The sequence below is a fragment of the Hyphomonas sp. genome, from assembly GCF_046313975.1.
In the GTDB taxonomy this organism is placed as follows: Bacteria; Pseudomonadota; Alphaproteobacteria; order Caulobacterales; family Hyphomonadaceae; genus Hyphomonas.
In genome coordinates, this window is sequence record NZ_JBKBXB010000014.1 from 1 (window position 1) to 19,027 (window position 19,027).

At 63.5% G+C, this 19,027-nt stretch carries 21 protein-coding genes; 17 read left to right on the forward strand and 4 right to left on the reverse strand.

The features are described 5' to 3' along the window. Positions 1-106: 106 nt before the first annotated feature. Positions 107-466, reverse strand: coding sequence for a RusA family crossover junction endodeoxyribonuclease (locus tag ACK4TE_RS06900; RefSeq protein ID WP_409910759.1), 360 nt, complete (start codon positions 464-466; stop codon positions 107-109). Positions 467-599: 133 nt separating this feature from the next. Between ACK4TE_RS06900 and fumC the strand changes: the two genes are divergently transcribed. The 9 genes from fumC to ACK4TE_RS06945 all read left to right on the forward strand — a co-directional run bounded on the left by fumC (position 600) and on the right by ACK4TE_RS06945 (position 6,167). Further along, positions 600-2,000, forward strand: a complete 1,401-nt coding sequence (fumC, locus tag ACK4TE_RS06905) for a class II fumarate hydratase (RefSeq protein WP_409910760.1) — start codon at positions 600-602, stop codon at positions 1,998-2,000. Positions 2,001-2,006: 6 nt separating this feature from the next. Continuing rightward, complete coding sequence (locus ACK4TE_RS06910) at positions 2,007-2,549, forward strand: dihydrofolate reductase family protein (RefSeq protein ID WP_409910761.1); 543 nt, start codon at positions 2,007-2,009, stop codon at positions 2,547-2,549. A 476-nt stretch (positions 2,550-3,025) separates the two neighbouring features. After that, positions 3,026-4,333, forward strand: coding sequence for a type IV secretory system conjugative DNA transfer family protein (locus tag ACK4TE_RS06915; RefSeq protein ID WP_409910762.1), 1,308 nt, complete (start codon positions 3,026-3,028; stop codon positions 4,331-4,333). 76 nt (positions 4,334-4,409) lie between these two features. Continuing rightward, entirely contained in the window at positions 4,410-4,706 is a 297-nt protein-coding gene (locus ACK4TE_RS06920; RefSeq protein WP_409910763.1) for a PepSY domain-containing protein, read from the forward strand. Between the two features lie 16 nt (positions 4,707-4,722). Then, a complete protein-coding gene (locus ACK4TE_RS06925) occupies positions 4,723-4,821 on the forward strand; it encodes a type II toxin-antitoxin system CcdA family antitoxin (protein WP_409910764.1) in 99 nt (32 codons plus the stop codon). Between the two features lie 76 nt (positions 4,822-4,897). Next, on the forward strand, positions 4,898-5,194 hold the full coding sequence (locus ACK4TE_RS06930) for an aspartate decarboxylase (protein ID WP_409910765.1): 297 nt from the start codon (positions 4,898-4,900) through the stop codon (positions 5,192-5,194). Further along, positions 5,191-5,781 (forward strand): GNAT family N-acetyltransferase, encoded by a 591-nt coding sequence (locus ACK4TE_RS06935; protein WP_409910766.1) that lies wholly within the window; start codon positions 5,191-5,193, stop codon positions 5,779-5,781. Before ACK4TE_RS06930 ends, ACK4TE_RS06935 begins: the two co-directional genes overlap by 4 nt. After that, positions 5,778-5,972 carry a DUF4169 family protein gene (locus tag ACK4TE_RS06940; RefSeq protein ID WP_409910767.1) on the forward strand — a complete coding sequence of 65 codons (195 nt, stop codon included), beginning with the start codon at positions 5,778-5,780 and terminating at the stop codon, positions 5,970-5,972. The genes ACK4TE_RS06935 and ACK4TE_RS06940 overlap by 4 nt, the downstream gene beginning before the upstream one ends. Before the next feature lie 69 nt (positions 5,973-6,041). Next, positions 6,042-6,167 (forward strand): hypothetical protein, encoded by a 126-nt coding sequence (locus ACK4TE_RS06945; RefSeq protein WP_409910768.1) that lies wholly within the window; start codon positions 6,042-6,044, stop codon positions 6,165-6,167. 8 nt (positions 6,168-6,175) lie between these two features. Here ACK4TE_RS06945 and ACK4TE_RS06950 read toward each other — a convergent pair whose 3' ends face one another. Continuing rightward, entirely contained in the window at positions 6,176-7,180 is a 1,005-nt protein-coding gene (locus ACK4TE_RS06950; protein WP_409910769.1) for a hypothetical protein, read from the reverse strand. 116 nt (positions 7,181-7,296) lie between these two features. Between ACK4TE_RS06950 and ACK4TE_RS06955 the strand changes: the two genes are divergently transcribed. Then, positions 7,297-8,403: an NADH:flavin oxidoreductase gene (locus ACK4TE_RS06955; protein WP_409910770.1), complete on the forward strand. Its 1,107-nt coding sequence runs from the start codon at positions 7,297-7,299 to the stop codon at positions 8,401-8,403. Here the strand turns inward: ACK4TE_RS06955 and ACK4TE_RS06960 are convergent. Then, positions 8,400-9,146 carry a hypothetical protein gene (locus tag ACK4TE_RS06960; protein ID WP_409910771.1) on the reverse strand — a complete coding sequence of 249 codons (747 nt, stop codon included), beginning with the start codon at positions 9,144-9,146 and terminating at the stop codon, positions 8,400-8,402. The genes ACK4TE_RS06955 and ACK4TE_RS06960 overlap by 4 nt on opposite strands. 115 nt (positions 9,147-9,261) lie before the next feature. Between ACK4TE_RS06960 and ACK4TE_RS06965 the strand changes: the two genes are divergently transcribed. Beyond that, on the forward strand, positions 9,262-9,819 hold the full coding sequence (locus ACK4TE_RS06965) for a DUF3833 domain-containing protein (RefSeq protein ID WP_409910772.1): 558 nt from the start codon (positions 9,262-9,264) through the stop codon (positions 9,817-9,819). Here the strand turns inward: ACK4TE_RS06965 and ACK4TE_RS06970 are convergent, their stop codons facing one another. Continuing rightward, positions 9,820-10,368, reverse strand: a complete 549-nt coding sequence (locus ACK4TE_RS06970; RefSeq protein WP_409910773.1) for a DUF5655 domain-containing protein — start codon at positions 10,366-10,368, stop codon at positions 9,820-9,822. It abuts the gene before it with no gap. A gap of 99 nt (positions 10,369-10,467) precedes the next feature. Here ACK4TE_RS06970 and ACK4TE_RS06975 point away from each other — a divergent pair, with 99 nt between their 5' ends. The 6 genes from ACK4TE_RS06975 to rodA all read left to right on the forward strand — a co-directional run bounded on the left by ACK4TE_RS06975 (position 10,468) and on the right by rodA (position 18,974). Continuing rightward, positions 10,468-12,801, forward strand: coding sequence for an ATP-dependent helicase (locus ACK4TE_RS06975; RefSeq protein WP_409910774.1), 2,334 nt, complete (start codon positions 10,468-10,470; stop codon positions 12,799-12,801). A 495-nt stretch (positions 12,802-13,296) separates the two neighbouring features. After that, the gene (locus tag ACK4TE_RS06980; RefSeq protein WP_409910775.1) at positions 13,297-14,337 is read left to right on the forward strand and encodes a rod shape-determining protein; all 1,041 of its coding nucleotides are present in this window, start codon (positions 13,297-13,299) and stop codon (positions 14,335-14,337) included. A gap of 39 nt (positions 14,338-14,376) precedes the next feature. Next, positions 14,377-15,246: a rod shape-determining protein MreC gene (gene mreC / locus ACK4TE_RS06985; RefSeq protein WP_409910776.1), complete on the forward strand. Its 870-nt coding sequence runs from the start codon at positions 14,377-14,379 to the stop codon at positions 15,244-15,246. 4 nt (positions 15,247-15,250) lie between these two features. Beyond that, on the forward strand, positions 15,251-15,799 hold the full coding sequence (locus ACK4TE_RS06990) for a hypothetical protein (RefSeq protein ID WP_409910777.1): 549 nt from the start codon (positions 15,251-15,253) through the stop codon (positions 15,797-15,799). Continuing rightward, entirely contained in the window at positions 15,799-17,748 is a 1,950-nt protein-coding gene (gene mrdA, locus ACK4TE_RS06995; protein WP_409910778.1) for a penicillin-binding protein 2, read from the forward strand. Before ACK4TE_RS06990 ends, mrdA begins: the two co-directional genes overlap by 1 nt. Further along, a complete protein-coding gene (rodA, locus tag ACK4TE_RS07000; RefSeq protein WP_409910779.1) occupies positions 17,745-18,974 on the forward strand; it encodes a rod shape-determining protein RodA in 1,230 nt (409 codons plus the stop codon). The genes mrdA and rodA overlap by 4 nt, the downstream gene beginning before the upstream one ends. Positions 18,975-19,027: the final 53 nt, after the last annotated feature.

The following is a 19,027-nucleotide window of genomic DNA, read 5'->3' on the forward strand; positions in this document are numbered from 1 at the left end:
CATCGCCTCAAGTCTGGGTCCCGGCTTTCGCCGGGATGACAGGAAAACAAGTTCATCGAAACTCGAAACCGGCCGGGCACCCCCGCTCCGGGCAATCGTGCTGCATCTAACCCAGCGCCTCCGCGCGCATCCATATTCCGTCGCGTTCGCCCTCACGCCGTTCGACCAGGAGCCGCGCGACCTGATGGTCGTCCTCGAACACATTGCCCGTCAGGGAATCGAGCAGGGCCTTGGCCAGATTGTCGAGGTCCATCCAGGGCGCCTCGCCGAGATGCTCCATCACGATGTGGACGCTATAGTCACCGTATCCGGGACGCAGGCGCGGGAAATCCTTGCGGAAGAATTCCTTCAGCAGAGTCTTGTAGTACTTGGTCTGCGTCGTCAGCCCGGTACACGCCACTTCGAGCGCGCCATCCTCCGTGATCCGCGCCCGCACCTTGCCGTTCTGGATCCACTCCGTCGCCATGGCCCGACTAGGCATATCCCGCCGGAGCAGGGAAGGGGACAAAATGCCGGGACTGCGTCTCCGGCTGCCCTTGTCGCCCCGGCCCGGCCTCGCTAGACCGCCCGGGCAAAGCTGATCCCGAGGAGCCCGCCCCATGGCCAAGACCCCCACCCGTACCGAGACTGATACGTTCGGCCCCATCGAAGTCGAGGCGGACAAGTACTGGGGCGCGCAGGCGCAGCGCTCGCTCGGCAATTTCAAGATCGGCTGGGAAAAGCAGCCCCAGCCGATCATCCGGGCCCTCGGCATCGTCAAGCGCGCCGCCGCCGAAGTGAACATGGCAATGGGTAAGCTCGACAGTTTCTACGGGGACGCCATCGTGAAGGCCGCCAACGAAGTGATCGAGGGCAAGCTGGACGCGCATTTCCCCCTCGTTGTCTGGCAGACGGGCTCGGGCACGCAGTCGAACATGAATGCCAATGAGGTCATCTCGAACCGCGCGATCGAGATGCTGAACGGCAAGGTCGGCTCCAAAATCCCGGTCCACCCGAACGATCATGTCAACATGTCCCAGTCGTCGAACGACACGTTCCCGACCGCCATGCACATCGCCTGCGCCGAGGAAGTGGTGCACCGCCTGATCCCGGCCCTGCAGACGCTGCACAACGCGCTGAACGACAAGGCGAACGCCTGGAAGGACATCATCAAGATCGGACGCACGCATACGCAGGATGCAACGCCGGTGACGCTGGGCCAGGAATTCTCCGGCTATGCCCAGCAGGTGGCCAACGGCATCCGGCGTATCGAGATGACCCTGCCGATGCTGATGGAACTCGCCCAGGGCGGCACCGCCGTCGGCACAGGCCTCGCATCGCCGGCGGGGTTTGCGGTCGGCGTGGCCGAGAAGATCAGCCAGATCACGGGCCTCAAATTCACCTCGGCCCCGAACAAGTTCGAAGCGCTCGCCGCGCATGACGCGATGGTGATGACCCACGGCGCAATCACGACCGTGGCGATGAGCTGTTTCAAGATCGCCAACGACATTCGCTTCCTCGGCTCGGGTCCACGTTCCGGACTTGGCGAACTGGCCCTGCCGGAAAACGAGCCCGGCTCGTCGATCATGCCGGGCAAGGTGAACCCGACTCAGTGCGAAGCCATGACCCAGGTCTGCGCGCATATCCTCGGCAACAACACCGCCATCGCCTTTGCAGGCTCGCAGGGCCATTTCGAACTCAACGTGTTCAACCCGATGATGGCCTACAATTTCCTGCAATCCGTGCGCCTGCTGGCGGATGCTTCGGTCAGCTTCACCGAGAACTGCGTCGTCGGAATCGAGCCGCGGCTCGACAATATCCAGCGCGGACTGGAAAACTCGCTGATGCTGGTAACGCCGCTCAAGGAGAAGTATGGCTACGACCTCGCTGCGAAGGTCGCCAAGAATGCCCACAAGAACGGCACGACCCTGAAAGTCGAAGCCCTTGCGCTCGGCATTTCGGAGGAAGACTTCGACACGATCGTCCGCCCAGAAAAGATGATTGGCCCGGATCCGGTCTGAGCTCTGATGAACACGGAAGGCCACGTTTTCATCGCCTGCAGCCAGGACGGATTCATTGCCCGTCCGGACGGCGATATCGGCTGGCTTCACCAGCTGCCCGATATCGGCAGTGATTATGGCTATGCAGACTTCATGGCCGGGATGGACGGGCTGGTGATGGGCCGGGCCACATTTGAAAAGGTGCTCAGCTTCGGCGAGTGGCCCTACAAAAAGCCGGTGGTTGTGGTGAGCCGCTCTCTGAATGCACTGCCGGAATCGGTATCAGGGAAGGTTTCAATCAGCCGCGACAGCCCGGCCGACCTGATGGCGCGCCTGGGGCGTGAAGGCTGGCAGCGCGCCTATATAGACGGGGGCAAACTGGTATCCTCCTTCCTGCAGGCAGGTCTTGTCTCCAGCCTGACGCTGTCGCGTATTCCCATCCTGCTCGGGACGGGTTTGCCACTTTTCTCCGGCCTTGCGCGCGATATCCGTCTGCAACATGTATCAACCGAAGCTTATGCGTCCGGTCTTGTGCAGAGCCGCTTCAAAGTTCTGCGTGAAGAGGATTGATCTGAGTCATCGAAAAAGTTTTTTCAGGCGCTGGAGTCATGCGCGTTGCAATGCTTGAAGCGGGATGTCTTATGCGTCTGCGAATGGGTCGGGCGGCTTTCTGCAGCAAACACTGAAGTGCCGATTTCTGAACCCAGCGCGACGCTGTAATTCATCCGTGTCAGGATGAACCGGTCCGCATGGCAGCCATGCGCGATTTCCCATAATTCAACGTTGACATTAACCTGTTGCCGATTGAGCCTCTTGCTCAAGGGGGACGATGGGCGTCTCCCGGCAAGACGAAAAGCAGGACATACATGTCAGGGTCATCTGAGACTCCAAGGGGCTGGGAACCCAGGGGGGCAGAGACCGGTAAGCCGAACTCCGCAAAGCCGGAAGAGGGCGCGAAGACGCCCCGGAAACGCAAGCCGACAACGGAAAAGGCAAAGGCAACACGCAGCCGGAGAAAAGCTCCGCCTGCCCACAAAATGCCGGCCGTGGAGAAAGCGCAGCAGGCGCTCAACGCAGGTGACAGCCTGCTGCTCGGCTGGGAACTGGAAGACACGCGCAGCCCGCTTGGCTTCCGCGAGGCCGAAACCGCAACCGCCTCTGCCGGCAGGCCGATCTGGCTGAACGGCGAAGGCCACATGATCACGATTGCACCGACCGGGGCGGGCAAGGGACGCGGGGGCCTGATCCCCAATCTCCTGACCTATGAAGGGCCTGCCATCGTCATCGACCCGAAGGGCGAGGCCTGTCACATCACGGCGCAGCGCCGCCGCGATATGGGCCAGGCCGTGCATGTCATCGATCCGTTCCAGGTCATCTCGGCGGAGACCGACAGCCTGAACCCGATGGATGCCTTCTCTATTCCCGGCGTCGATCCGTCAGCGCTGGCGATGGATATCGCCAAGCAATTGTCGGGCGGCGGCAAGATCTCCAAGGACCCGTTCTGGGATATTCGCGGGCATGATCTGATTGCGGGTGTGATCGCGGCCGTGGCGGCGACGCGCGAACCGGAAGAGCGTAATCTCATCGCGGTTCGCAAGATGCTCAAGAGTGACGACAGTTCCTACACACTGGCTGTCCTGCTGGACCAGAACGGCGGCAAGCTTCCGCCCTTCGCATACGAGGAAATCTCGAGCTACCTGCAGACCGTGGAGGTCACCCGGTCGGGCATCCACGCCACCGCCTGCAGTTACCTGTCGGTGATCGCCTCGATCGCGGCGCAGCGCACGGTGAAAAGCTCGACCATTGACCTCGACGCGGTGCGCCGCGGCGATCCGATGACGATCTATCTCGTCGTGCCGCCGTCAAAACTTGCGAGCCATGCGCCGCTTTTCCGGCTCTGGACGGCGGCGCTGATGTCTGCGGTTTTGTCCCGTGACGGCGCGTTGCCGAAGCATCGCACGCTGTTTGCCATCGATGAATGTGCACAGCTCGGCGATTTCGGCATGCTGGCGATGGTCTACACGCTGGCGCGCTCCTACGGCATGCGGGTGTGGTCCTTTTTTCAGGACCTCGCCCAGATCAAGCGTGTGCTTCCTGAAGAATGGTCCACGGTGCTCACCAATGCGGCGGCGATCCAGGTCTTCGGGGTTCCGAACCATCTGATGGCGGCGGACCTTGCTCCGGTGCTGGGGGATTTCTCGGAAGACACGCTGCGGCGTCTCGACCGGGCAAACCTCGCGGTGCAGGTGGCGGGCCAGCAGGGCATCATCGCCCGCAGGTTCGACTACCTGAAAGACCCTGAATTCCAGGGTCTCTACAAACCCCACCCGCTGCTCGGCGGCTTGGGTCTCTGATACGGTCATTGCCTGTCGCTGCAGGCTTCCTACATGCAAGGCAGCGGCAGGCAATCCATCCGGGAGATACGGGCTTATGACTATGATCATTCTCATCCGTAGCGCCTTGCTGGCGATTCTGATCATAGGCGCCGGTTTTGCGGCTGCCTCTGCGGGTGAAGACAAGGCTGGCAAGGATGGGACGGACCGGCGGCTCGCCGTCTCCGAACATGAAGCCGCCGAGATCGCGGCGGCCGAAGGTGTTGCCGAGATCCAGGAGATAAAGGTCAAGCGCGGCCACTGGAAGATCGAGGGCACCGACGCGGAAGGCCGCAAGATCGAAATCCTCATCGACGGCGACAGCGGCGAAGTCGTGAAATTCGAGACCTATTAGGTGTCAGGTTGCGCGCATGCGCCAGTGGGCGGAAGAGAAGCGGGCCGCGCTGCAAGCCTGGGCCAGGAAAATCGAGGAAGAGGGCCTTTGGCCCGATGGGCTGCGACAGTTCTGACAGTCCTGCTGACGCGGGCCGAGCGGGCGGCTAGAGTGGGGCAACAGAATCACTCCCTCCAGAAAGGTGCGCAGCCATGACCAAGGCTCCCGTCGGCTCGAAAGCCAATCCGTCCCAGTTCGATATCCTCGCCAAGCTGGCCGAGGACGAGCCCTATTTCGTCATCCGCGCCAACGATCCGCTCTCCTCGGCGCTCGTGGAGCTGCACGCCTATATCGGCGCAGGCCAGTCGGGCGCCGCACACAACAAGCTCGCCGAGATCATGGCGCTGACGGCCGCCAAGCCGCCGCGCCCGGCCTCCAGCCCGAAATACCGGGAGACCTTCGCCATCTCGCTGGCGATGGAACAGTGGCGCGAAACACACAAGGCATGATCCTCGCCCCGCTGACGCTGGAAAACGCACATGTGCGCCTGCGCCCGTTCGTTCCGGATACGGACGGGGCGGAGCTGCATGCGTTGGCAGCGCGGGCGCCAGAGATCTTCCGGCTCTGGTCGTTTCGCGGACCTGGTGACTGGGTGGGCGACTGGACCGGGACGATCCGTAAGCGGACGAGTGACGGCACGATGATCGCCTTCGCGGTCACGCAGGCCGGCGATGGCGTGTTCATCGGCATCACCAGCTTTCTGGATCCCAGCGAGATCAACAAGTCGGTGGAGATCGGCATGACTTGCTATGCGCCGGAAGCGCAGGGCACGGCGGTCAATCCGTCCTGCAAATACCTGCTGATGCGCCACCTGTTCGAAGACTGGGGCGCGCGGCGCGTGCAGTATCAGGTCGACAATCGCAACGAACGCTCAAAGGCCGGTGTGCTGAAGCTTGGCGCGACGCATGAAGGCACCCTGCGCAACCACCGCACGCTGCCCGACGGCTTCGTGCGCGACACCGCTTTCTTTTCTATCCTCGACCGGGAATGGCCGGAGGTGAAGGCGCGTCTGGAAGCGAGGCTCGCGGCTGCATGACGACGCCGATCAATCTCAACAAGTTCCGCAAGGCCAAGGCGAAAGCCGAGAAGGAACAGCGCGCGAAAGAGAACCGCGCGAAGTTCGGCCAGCCAAAATCCGCAAAGAAACTCGCGGCGGCAAAGGCCGAGAAACAGGCGCGGGATACGGAGGCTCACCGCCTTCGTCCGGGTGACAGTAAAGAGAGTTAAAAAAGCGTTGACACGCGGCCCCGGCCTTGCACATCTCGCCCTCGAGTGTGCCAGCGTGGGAGTAGGGCCGTGGCCAAGAATGTGCTGATCAAGACCGTGTTCTGCCTCGCCTCCTTCGCCGCCGGAATCGCCTGGGGCATCGCCGCCGAAGCCTGGGCTGCCGGCATGCCACTCGTCAGTGTGTTTCAGGTCTGAAGCGCAGTTCAGCTTCCGCCGCTTTGTGCGCGGTTGATCAGGCCATCCTCATACCGTCCGCGTGACACGCGGCTCAGCGCGTCGAAGATCGGTTTGGCGTCCTTGTCTTTCAGCAGAGGAATCGCGCGCGCCAGTTCCGCCGCGCGGGCATATTGCGCATGCGCGCCGGCAAGGTTGCCGCGGGCTTCCATGCACGCGGCCTGATTGTGAAGGATGCCCGGTGCACTCGGCCAGGTGATTGCCAGTTCATCCCACTGCGCGCAGGCGCCGATGAAATGGCCACTCTTCGTCGCCTTCACGGCCGCCGCAAAGCGCGGGTCTCCTGCTTCTTCGCCGGTCAGCGGCTTGGCGACAATCTCTGCACGGAAGGTGGCCATGTAGGGCGCGATGTCAGTGCGAAATTGTGCGACAGCTGCAGGCACAGCCTGCGCGATCAGCCCATAGGGCGCCGCCCACGGATCATAGATTTCCTGCTCCGTCGGCCCGAAGCTGCCTTCAGGCAGGTCCGTGCCCCACACTTCGCTGATGTCGAAACAATCCTGCTGCTCCGAAGCGCCGCCCTGTGTGGAGGTAAACACGCGCCGGCCGGAGGCATAATCGATCAGGTGCGCGGTAACCGCGACATCGACGATGTCGCGGATGCATCGCTGCTCGACCGTCGCACGCCGCTCGCAGTCGAAAATGCCGTCATACTCGACGCAGCGGCGCACACGTTTATAGGTGATCTCGGCGCGGTAGCCGGTCACTTCGACCCCGCCTTCATAGATACCCTGCGGCCGGTCGCGGCCGGTCATGTTGAACCAGGGCCGGCCTTCCAGCTCTGCTGTCTGGATCATTGCGCCGAACTCCTGCTCGGCAATATCCCCGGCAGGCCCGGCAAAGCGGCCGGTCACCACATCGGTATAGTCGAGGGCCTGAGGATAGTTCGGCGCGGCGCGGCTGACATAGTCATATCCCGGTGTCGCGCAGGCGGCGGCGAAGGCAAGAAGCCCCGCAGGCACAAACCATTTCATCTTGATCCCCGCTGAAGTCACCCTTTAGCCGTGCCGCCGCAAAGCCGCGACGTCAATGGTTGACGCTCCGGGGCCTGCGCCCCACCTCTCCGCCCGAAGCGAGAGAACACCCTGACATGACCCGCACCCTGTTCACGCCGTTCCGGCTGAAGAGCCTTGAACTCAAGAACCGCGTCGTGATGGCGCCGATGACGCGCTCCCGGTCGCCGGGCGGGGTGCCGGGAGAGGATGTGGCGGACTATTATGCCCGACGGGCGGCGGCTGATGTCGGCCTGCTCGTCACCGAGGGCACGACCGTGCGCCGGGGCGGCTCGTCGAATGATCCGAACGTGCCGAATTTCTACAAGGCCGACGCCCTGAAAGGCTGGGGCCGTGTGGTGGAGAAAGTGCATGCGAACGGCGGCGCCATTGCCCCGCAGATCTGGCACCAGGGCATGGTGCGCAAGACCGGCACGGGCCCGAATCCTGACGCACCGACCGACAGCCCCTCGGGCATCACCCATACCGGCAAGCAGGTGCTGCCCGAGCCGACCACCGCCGAAGTGGAAGACATGGTGATGGCCTATGCCGACGCCGCTGCCGACGCGAAACGCCTCGGCTTCGACACGCTCGAAATCCACGGTGCACACGGCTACCTGATCGACCAGTTCTTCTGGGACGCGATGAACAAGCGCTCCGACCGCTATGGCGGCAGTCTTGTGGACCGCGCCAGTTTCGGCGGCGACATCATCCGCGAGATCCGCAAGAAGGTCGGCCCGGATTTCCCGATCATCCTGCGTTACTCTCAGTGGAAGCAGCAGGACTATACCGCCCGCCTCGCGCCGACGCCGCAGGAGCTGGAAGCCTTCCTCAAGGTGTTCGTCGATGCCGGCGTTGATGCGCTGCACGTCTCGCAGCGCCGTTACTGGGAACCGGAGTTCCCGGAGATTGACGGGCCGAACGGCCTTAATGGCGCGGGCTGGGCAAAGAAGCTGACGGGCCTGCCCACCATCACGGTTGGCTCGGTTGGCCTGAACGGCGATTTCGAGAAATCCTTTGCCGGCGAAGGCGCCCCGCAGCGCTCGCTGGATGACCTTGAAGCGCGCCTCGACAAGGGCGAGTTCGACCTGGTTGCCGTGGGCCGCGCCATCCTTCAGGACCCGGAATGGGCCAGGAAGGTGAAAGAAGGCCGCTTCGCCGACCTGCGCGACTATGACGGCAAGGCGCTGGCGACGCTGTATTAGGCAGGTCCTCTGCCCAACAACTGCGCGCCGATCATCGCTGCAAAGGCGATCACTGGCAGGAGCTGGGTGATCAGAAGGCTGCGCTGGATGGCGCGTTCGTCGGCGGCGGTCAGCGTTGGCGCTTCGCCGCGTTCCGGCCAGCCAGGGCGCGAGGTACCGAGCAATGTCAGGAACCCGCCCTTGCCCTCGGCCATCGGCATGGGGTTCAGCCGCACACCGGCCCGCTTGGCGAGGGCGCGCGCGGCGGCGCCGGCGAGCAGCATGTACTGGCCTTCGCGCCCGGTCGGCCGGTCTTCGCCGAGCAGGATGACGCCGCCGGATTTCAGGCGCACGGCATAGACGCGGTTGACCGCCGCCATGCCGAAACTGCGCACCGCTTCCTCGCGCCATTCCAGCGCTTCGATTTCGGAATAGGGGAGCGACCCGGAAAGGGCGGGCTCATTCCCGAACAAGAGGCGTGAGGCGGGCAGGTCCAGCCAGACAGCCTCCGCATCGAGGCGCACTCGCCATCGCTGGCGAAAGAAGAATTCCCGCACCATCACCCGGGCGAGCAGCAGGGTCAGCGCGGTGGCGCCGATGAAGCCGAGGCTGGTGCCCCAGAAGCCGCCCGAGAACAGGGCTGCGGCAAAGGACGCAAACATGATTGCCAGCACGGCAAACATCAGGATGACGACAAAGAGCCCGGCCCGGACCAGCCCGCCATGGCGGAATTCCTGCGCTTCGTCTTCTGCTGTCTCGGCCATGCCCCGAGTGCGCCTGCAATCGGGACCTGCGTCAAGTCTCGCGGGCGGGCGACTCATCCGCTGGCGCCCGGCCTGCGTATCAAAAGCATATGACGACCCAGACCGGAGCCCAGCCATGCCCTTCGCCAGACGCCTCGCCCCCCTCCTGATGGCGGGCGCCGCTGCCACGACAGCGGCGACGACCACCGCCTGCGCGTCCTCTTCCTCGACAAGGCTGGAGGCGTTTTCAGATGCCCGGCGCCAGCTGGTGCTGGAGGAATATTTCGAAGGCAAGACGACCGCCTACGGATTGTTCGAAGACCGGTTCGGCAAGGTGCGCCGCCAGTTCCGGGTGGACATTGTGGGCGAGGTCGAGGGCAACCGCCTGACGCTTACCGAGAAGTTTGTCTACGACGACGGCGAGCGCGACACGCGCGTCTGGGAGATCGATATCCTTGGCAATGGCCGCTATCGCGGCACGGCGGGCGATGTGCCGGGCTATGCCGAAGGGCAGGTTTCGGGGAATGCGTTCAACTGGAAGTACAAGGTCGATCTGAAGGTCGGCGCCAGCGTCTGGAATGTCGGCTTCAATGACTGGATGTTCCTGATGGATGACAACATCCTGATCAACCGCGCCTATGTTACCCGCTACGGCATCGAAATCGGTCAGGTGACCATCGCGTTCCGGAAATGATCAGGCTAGTCCGTAAGCGGATTTTATCCAGGCTTTCAGTTCTGCGTCGAGATCTGCGGCGGATTCCACTTTGACCTTGTGCGTGCACATAGAGCCCGGCTTTTCCGCGAGGATGCGGGATGTGGGGGTGGTGCCTTTCAGGTTGAGGCCGAGATCGATGCGGGTTTTCGAGGCGGGAGTCACCACGGCGAAATTTTTCGAGCGGCGGAAAGCGACCGATGTCTTCTTTGGCGAGATGTCTACATCCTTGCCGAGGCTCTTCGCGTAGGCGGCCAGAGCATCATAGACCGGGCGCAGCGCTTCCTTTCCTGCATACTGCCCTGCCAGCAAGTCATCCTCCGGCGCGTCGAGCGTGCCCTTGGCTGTGTGGCAGATGAGGTTGGCATAGCCATGGCCGAGGCCGTGGGTGTCCTTCAGCAGCTTCATCTGATCGCCGTGCTTTTCGAGGCCGCTTGATTTCACCAGAGCGGCCCATTGGGCGAGCGACTTGCCGGTATTCTTCAGCAGGTTCGCCTTCATCGTTTCCATCGGATCGGATTTATCTGACATTTCGTTCTCCCTGACGCGGCGGCATTATGTGCCCAATGTTCCCCGGTTCCAAGCAGGAGGGGGGTAACGCGGCCCGAAGGCGGCTGCTATACGTTCCTGATGAGTTCCAATCCGAATCGACTGCCCATCAGCCAGATGGCCGCTGCACGCACTGCGCCGCCGGCCGAGGGTGCAGCTTACCTGAAGGGCCTCAACCCGGAGCAGCGCGAGGCCGTGCTGCACACGGAAGGCCCGTTGCTGGTGCTGGCCGGCGCGGGCACCGGCAAGACGCGGGTGCTGACCGCGCGCCTTGCGCACATCATTGCCACGCGCCTCGCCTACCCGTCACAGACACTGACGGTGACCTTCACCAACAAGGCCGCACGCGAGATGCGCGAGCGGGCGCTGCATCTGCTCGGCGAGGCCGGGGAGGGGCTGCGCTGGCTTGGCACGTTCCACTCTATCTCGGCGCAGATTCTCCGGCAGCATGCAGAGCTTGTCGGGCTGAAGTCCAGCTTCACCATTCTGGATACGGACGATCAGGTGCGCCTGTGCAAGCAGATCGTGCAGGCGGAAAACCTTGATCCGAAACGCTGGGCGCCGCGCTACCTCGCTGGCCTCATCGATGGCTGGAAGAACCGCGCGCTGACGCCGGACAAGGTGCCGCCGGAAGAGGCGCAGCTGTTCGGCAACGGCAAGGGCATCCAGTGCTACGAGATTTATCAGGCGCGCCTGAAAGTGCTGAACGCCTGCGATTTCGGCGATCTGCTGATCCACAACATCACGATCTTCCAGCAAAACCCGGACCTGTTGAAAGAGTTCCACGCGAAGTTCCGCTACATCCTCGTCGACGAATATCAGGACACGAACGTCGCGCAGTATCTCTGGCTGCGCCTGCTGGCGCAGGGCGCGAAGAACATCTGCTGCGTGGGCGATGACGACCAGTCGATCTATGGCTGGCGCGGGGCAGAGGTCGACAATATCCTCCGGTTTGAAAAAGATTTTCCGGGTGCCAAGGTCGTGCGGCTGGAGCGCAATTACCGCTCGACGCAGCATATCCTTGCGGCAGCCTCCGGCGTGATCGCGCACAACAAGGGCCGTCTCGGCAAGACGCTCTATGTCGGCGCCGATAGTGCGTCTGCGGATGATCCCGATGCATTCAAGGTGAAGGTGCGCGGCCTCTGGGACGGGGAAGCGGAAAGCCGTCTGATTGCGGACGATATCGAGGCTTGGGTGCGCGCCGGCGGGCGTCATGATCACTGCGCGGTTCTCGTACGCGCCTCCTGGCAGATGCGCGCCTTCGAGGAACGCTTCATCCTTCTCGGCATCCCTTACCGCGTGATCGGCGGCCCGCGTTTCTTCGAGCGCGCTGAAATCCGCGATGCGATGGCCTATCTGCGTCTCGTGCGTTCGCCGGATGATGATCTTGCTTTTGAGCGCGTGGTGAATGAGCCGAAACGCGGCGTTGGCGATTCCACGCTGGCGAAGCTCCAAGCCTTCGCGCGGCAGGATGGGCGCAGCCTGTTCACGCTTGCCCCGATGGTGCTGCAGACCGATGAAGTGAAAGGCCCCGCCAAGCGCGGCCTCACCACCTTCATCGATCAGATCAACATGTGGCGCGCGAAACTCGAAGGCGGCATGCCGCATACCGAGCTTGCCGAGGCGATCCTCGAGGAGTCGGGCTATACCGACATGTTGCAGAAGGATCGCAGCCCGCAGGCGCAGGGCCGGCTCGACAACCTCAAGGAACTTGTACGCGCGATGGGCGAGTTCGACACGCTCGCGGGCTTCCTCGAACATGTCGAGCTCGTCATGGACGCCGCTGCCGGCGGGGCGGGTGAGGACCAGGTGCAGATCCTGACGCTGCATGCCGGCAAGGGTCTCGAATGGCCGGTCGTGTTCCTTCCCGGATGGGAGGAGGAAGTGTTTCCGTCCAAGCGGTCGCTGGACGAGAACGGCCTCAAGGGCCTCGAGGAGGAGCGCCGCCTTGCCTATGTCGGCATCACGCGGGCGCGGGAGCGTTGTTACATCTCCTTCGTGGCCAATCGCCAGATCTATGGCCGCTGGCAGGCGGTAATGCCGAGCCGGTTCGTGGACGAGCTGCCGCATGAACATGTCGATGCGGTCTCAGAGACCGGCTATTCCGGGATGCCGGGCGCCGAAAACGCCTTCGTCGGCACGGTGGAAGATCTTGGCGACCGGTCCGACTATCAAAGCCCCGGCTGGCGGCGCCTGAAGGAGAATGCCGCGAAACCTTCCGGCGCGCCGCCGAAGGACCCGGGCGGGCTGACCGCGACCGCGTCCGGCCCGGACAGTTTCCCGGTCGGCGCCCGCATCTTCCACGACAAGTTCGGCTATGGCCGCGTCGCCTTTACCGAGGGCAACAAGCTGACCGTCGATTTCGACAAGACCGGCCGCAAGAAGGTGATCGCGACCTTCGTGCAGCCCGCCTGAACATTACAGCCTCGGGAAAGTGCAACGCCGGGAGACGGAGGGGCCTGCCCGAGGGGGAGGGTGGCAGGCCGGATGCCGGTGTCCGGGAGTCGGGTGGAGCGGCGAGGGGCCGTCTACACCGGCGTTGCAGGTAAACATTGCCCTGAGCGCCCTCAATCAAATCCGAACGATCCGTTCATCTTGCAGTCACCAAGGCGATCCAGGCTCTGATTCCGGGACGCGCCGGAGACAGAGAGTGTTAACAGGGTGGAGGGGTTTGTTAACCTTTGCGGAACGAACCGTTCCGACAGGTCGCTGTCGTTTCGGGCCTGGCCTTGCTCATTCCCAGCAAAATCAGCAGATTCAGCACAAAGGAACGATTCGTTCCACAAAACTGCGGCCCGTGACTTGCTTTAAATGAACGTTAACGGCACATGATGTATGGGGCTGTGATCACAAAAACGTGCGCGCCGGACGGGAACGATCCGGACCGTATAGAAAGAGCTCGTAAAGACCATGATCGGCAGTCTCCTCGGCCTTCTGTCCACAGACATGGCCATCGACCTCGGCACCGCCAACACCCTCGTCTATGTGAAGGGCCAGGGCGTCCAGCTCGATGAGCCTTCCGTCGTCGCCTACATGACGCAGGGCGGCCGCAAGATCGTCTATGCCGTCGGCGAGCAGGCCAAGAACATGCTCGGCAAGACCCCCGTCAACATGGAGGCGATCCGCCCCATGCGCGACGGGGTGATCGCGGACTTCGAAGTCGCCGAGGAAATGATCAAGCATTTCATCCGGAAGGTTCACAACCGCCGGGCGTTTGTCTCTCCTCTGATCATCATCTGCGTGCCCAGCTCCGCCACCAGCGTCGAGCGCCGCGCCATCCACCAGTCGGCCCTTGCCGCTGGTGCCCGTCAGGTCGAGCTGATCGAGGAGCCGATGGCAGCAGCCATCGGCGCCGGCCTGCCGATCGATGATCCGGCCGGCTCGATGGTCGTCGATATCGGCGGCGGCACCTCGGAAGTCGCGGTCCTGTCGCTGGGCGGCATCGTCTATTCGCGCTCGGTGCGTGTCGGCGGCGACAAGATGGATCAGGCCATCGTCAACTACCTGCGCCGCGAGCAGAAAATCCTGATCGGCGAAATGTCCGCCGAGCGGATCAAGAAGGAAATCGGCACCGCGATGCCCCCCGAAAACGGCACCGGCATGGCCCTGACCGTGCGCGGCCGCGGCACGCTCGACGGCGTGCCGAAGGAAACCGAAATCACCGAGGCGATGATCGCCGAAGCGCTGAAGGAACCGGTCACCGATATCATCGATGCCGTGAAGATCGCGCTCGAAGCCATGCCGCCGGAGCTCGCCGCCGATATCGTCGACCGCGGCATCGTGCTGACGGGCGGCGGGGCACTCCTGCGCAATCTCGATACCGTGATCCGCAACCAGGCGCAGCTGCCGGTGATGATCGCCGATGATCCGCTAAAATGCGTGGTCAACGGCTGTGGACAGGTTCTGGAGAATTACTCCAAGATGAAAAGCGTCCTCTGCCCGGAAGTCTGAGCCTCGCGGGCAAGCGGGACAGGTGAGGGAGCCTGAGACATGGCGGGACGTTCCGGCCGGTCAAGTCAGAAATCGGGCGCCCGGCGTGTTACGCTGGGCATCCTGATCTTTGGCGCGCTTGCTTTGATCGTCGCGCAGACAGCGCCGCAGATATCCGGCTTTTTCGTGCCCGCGCGCACCACGATCAGCGACCGGATCGGCGCGCCGGCGGACACAAGCCTGTGGGCCCAGCTGAGCGGACAGGCCGACCGCGAGCGCCGTATCAAGGAACTCGAAAACGAAGTGCGCGATCTCGCGCGCTACAAGGCCGCGGCCATCTCGATGGCCGAGCGTATGGAAGCGTACGAGAATATCCTGAACCTCATGGGCGAGCCGCCGGAGCGCGGTGTGACCGCGCGTGTGACGACCGTGGTGGATGGTCCCTTTGCGCAGACGGTACTGGCGAATGCCGGGCGGTTGCAGGGCGTCGAGCCGGGCGCGGTGGCGCTGAACGAAGGCGGCCTCGTCGGCCGGGTGACACAGCTGGGCGACCGGTCCTCGCGCATTCTCCTGATTTCGAATTACCAGAGCCAGCTGCCGGTGCTCGGCGAAGTCAGCGGCGTGCGCGCCATCATGCAGGGCAAGGACCGGGATCGCGGCGTTCTGAAGGATATGCCCGAAGAGGCTGATTTCATTGAAGGCGAGCGTATCCTTTCCTCCGGCGAAGGCGGTGCGTTTCCGCGCGGCCTCGTTGTGGGCACGGTGACGCGCTCGGGCAATGAATGGCTGGTGCGTCTCGCCATGCGAGAACATTCGAGCGGATATGTCCGGATGATTGCCCCGCCGGTGATCATCGAGCCGCTGCCGGAAGCGCCGCCGGTTGAGGTGCCAGCGGAAGGGGCGCAGGCCGCACCGCAGGGGGCAGGTTGAGCCCATGAACACCTCGTCGCTCAAGCGGAAGCGCAAGACGCTCTGGAGCCAGGCGGGGCCAACCCCCCGGCTGATCTTCGGCGCGGCCATCATCGCGATTGTCGGTGTGCTGGGCATGACCCCGAAAGCCCTGTTCGGTATTCCGCTCGCTTGGCCGTTCGCGGCGCTGTGGGGCGCCATCGGTTGGGGCAGAGCGGGATTGTCGCTGCGCCCGATGATGTTGCTGGTGATCTTTGGCCTGATGCAGGACATTGTCTCGAATGCGCCGCTTGGCTGCTTCGCGATGATCAACCTCCTGATCTACGGAATGAGCGCGGGCATCGCTGATCAGACCGATGGCATGCGTGATCCGCTGGTGGCCGTTGTCGGCCCCGTAGTGTTGCTGGTCGTCGCTTTCCTTCTGGTCTGGGGCTTTGCCTCGATCACCAGCGAGCATCTTGTGCGCAGCTGGCCGTTGCTGGCGAGCTTCATCACTACGGGGCTGGTCTACGCCTTCGCGGCGCGCATGTATGATCTCGGCCGGCGACCGGGCGAATCTCCGGGAGGCAGCTGATGGCGAAGAACCGGAATCTTGATTTCATGTTCGACCGGCGCCTGCTGATTGCTGCCGGTGCGGGCGGTGTCGTGTTCTCGACCCTTGTCGCGCGGCTGTTCCAGCTGCAGATGCTCGAGGCGGACTATTACGACAAGCTCGCCGCCGAAAACCATGTCCGCCTGGTTCTTGCGCCGCCGGAACGCGGACAGATTCTCGACCGTTTCGGCCGCCCGCTCGCCTCGCAGCGCCAGGCGGGCCGCGTCTCAGTTGTGCCGGAGCGGATGTCGGATACCGAGGCGACGCTCGATCAGATCGCGCGCCTGATCGATCTTTCGCCGGAGCGCCGCAAGCGCATCACCGATGAAGTGCGCGCCAACCGCATGCGCAATGCGAGCTTCGTCCCGGTCACCGTGGCGCAGGAACTCTCCTATGAAGAGTTCGCCCGCCTGCGTGTGCATGCCGTAGATATCGAAGGCGTTGATGTGCAGATGGGCTCGACGCGGTCTTATCCGCGCGGGCGCGATTTCGCGCACGTTCTCGGCTATGTCGCGCGCGCCAGTTCTGACGATCTCGTGCGCCTGACAGAAGGCCGCCCGCCGGAAGACCTGACCATGTTCCGCGAAATGTTCCGCCATCCCGACATGCGTGTCGGCCGGCAGGGCATGGAGCGCTTTGCCGAAGACTGGCTGCGCGGACGCCCTGGCCGCCGGCGCGTTGTGACCAATGCGCATGGCCGCCCGATGGAAGAGCTGGCGCAGGACCCGAAACAGGCCGCTGTTCCGGGTAAGGATCTTTTTGTCACCATCGATGCCGAGCTGCAGCGGGTGGCTATCGAACGGTTCGAAGGCGAAAGCGGCGCGGCGGTGGTGATCGATGTCGCCTCGGGCGATGTACTCGCGATGGTCTCTACGCCGGCGTTCGACCCGAACGCCTTCGTCAACGGCATTTCCGGCAAGGACTATGCCGAGCTGCGCGACAATCCGATGGCGCCGCTCTATCCGCGCGCGCATGGCGGCGTCTATCCGCCGGGCTCGACCTTCAAGATGGTGGTGGCGACTGCGGCGCTGGAGGCGGGCGTTGTGAAGACGACCGATACCGTCCGCTGCCCCGGCTCCTACCGGTTCGGCAACCGCACCTGGCACTGCTGGAAAAAAGGCGGGCACGGCGTGATGAACATGCACAATGCCATCAAGCATTCGTGCGACGTGTATTTCTACGAAGTCGCGCGGCGCACAGGCGTGCGCAAGATTGCCGAAGTGGCCCACAAGTTCGGCTTTGGCGAGACCTTCGTGCTGGGCATGACCGGCGGGCGCAGCGGCCTCGTGCCGGATCCGGACTGGAAACAACGCGCCCGCGGCGAGCCCTGGTTCGAAGGTGAAACGCTTAACTTCGGCATCGGGCAGGGCCAGCTCGGCACGACGCCCTTGCAGCTTGCCCTGATGACGGCACGCATCGCCGCCACGGGTGCGCCGCTCAAGCCGAAACTGATCGGACTTGGTCCGCCCTCGGATGAAGACCCGGTGCTCGACAAGCCGCTCGACACGGAGATCATGGAAATCCAGAAGGCCGGCATGTTTGGCGTCACGTCCGAGCCGGGGGGGACCGCCTACCGGTCCGGTGATCTCGGCCTCGGCGGCCCGCGCCTTGCCGGCAAGACCGGAACAGCGCAGGTGCGCCGGATTTCTGCCGAAGAGCGCGCGAAAGGCATTCGCGGCGGCGAAGCGATTGCGCGTGAACTGCGCGACCACGCCCTGTTTGTTGCCTATGCGCCTGCTGACAATCCGCGTTTTGCGGTCTCGGTTATCGTGGAACACGGGGAGGGTGGATCGCGTACGGCGGCGCCGGTCGGACGCGATATCCTCGCTGCGGCCATCAAGATGGATTCCGGGCGTACGCCTGCCTATGCCCAGCGCGCCTCCACGACTGTTCCGAATACGGATGGCACGGCCGGGAGGGATCCCGCATGAGCCGTGAAGGGTATACAGGCTATACACGCGGCGAAGCGCGCACGGCTACAGCGGGTTCGCTACAATTCTCGTCCTCGCCACTTGGCAAGATTGCGCGCCTGCCCTGGGGTGTGATCCTGACGATTTTCGCGCTCGGCCTTGTCGGCACCGCGATGCTGTTTTCGGTCAGCTGGGACCCGGTCACGCAGGCGCCATCACCTAAGGAAGCCGACCTCTGGCGTGATCACCTGACGCGTCTTTGCATCGGGTTCGGCCTGATGATCGGTCTTGCCCTCCTGCCGCTCGGCATCTGGGAACGCCTCGCCTGGCCAGCCTATGGCGTGGTCATCGTGCTGCTGGTACTCGTCGATTTTTTCGGGGTGATGGGCGGCGGCGCGGCGCGCTGGCTGAAGCTCGGCCCGATCGGCCTTCAGCCGTCAGAGCCTGCGAAACTCGCGGTGATCATGGCGCTTGCCAGTTACTACCAGCGGATGATCCCGACCAATGGCCAGCCTCCGGCGCTCTGGGTGCACGGGATCGCGCTGATCATCCTGCTGATCCCAGCAGGCCTCGTGTTCAAGCAGCCGAACCTTTCCACCGCGCTGGCGCTGGCCTCGGCCGGCGGTCTGATCATCTTCTTCTCCGGCATAGCCATGCGCTATGTGCTCGGCGTCATCGTGATCGGAATAGCCTCCGTGCCCGCGATCTATGCCTTCGTGCTGGAGCCCTATCAGCGCGCACGCGTCGATACGCTGATTGCCGGCATTACCGGCGAGACCACCAATGGCCTCGGCGAAAGCTATCAGATCGAGCAGGCGAAGATCGCTATCGGTGCCGGCGGCCTCAACGGGCGCGGGTATCTGCAGGGCATCCAGTCGCAGCAGGAATATGTGCCCGAACAGCATACCGACTTCATCCTGACGGTGATCGCGGAGGAGTTCGGCTTCCTCGGATCGGTGGCCGTGCTGGCGGCGTTCGCGTTCCTGTTCTTCTGGGCTTTCCGGGTGGCCGCGCGCAACAAGAGCTGGTTCGGCCGGCTTGCGGCGCTGGGGGCCACATCGATCATCGCCTTCTTCGCCATCTTCAATGCCGGCATGGTTCTGGGCCTGTTGCCGGTGCTCGGCATGCCGTTCCCGCTGATCTCCTATGGCGGCACGGCGCTGATCACGGTGATGGCCTCTTTCGGGCTGATCCTGTCGGCCTATGTCCACCAGGACGAGAAGCTGACCGGGCGCGGGCCGTACTGACCGGGAACAGCCCTTGCGGCGTTGATTTTTTGCGGCCGGACACTAGGGTCGCG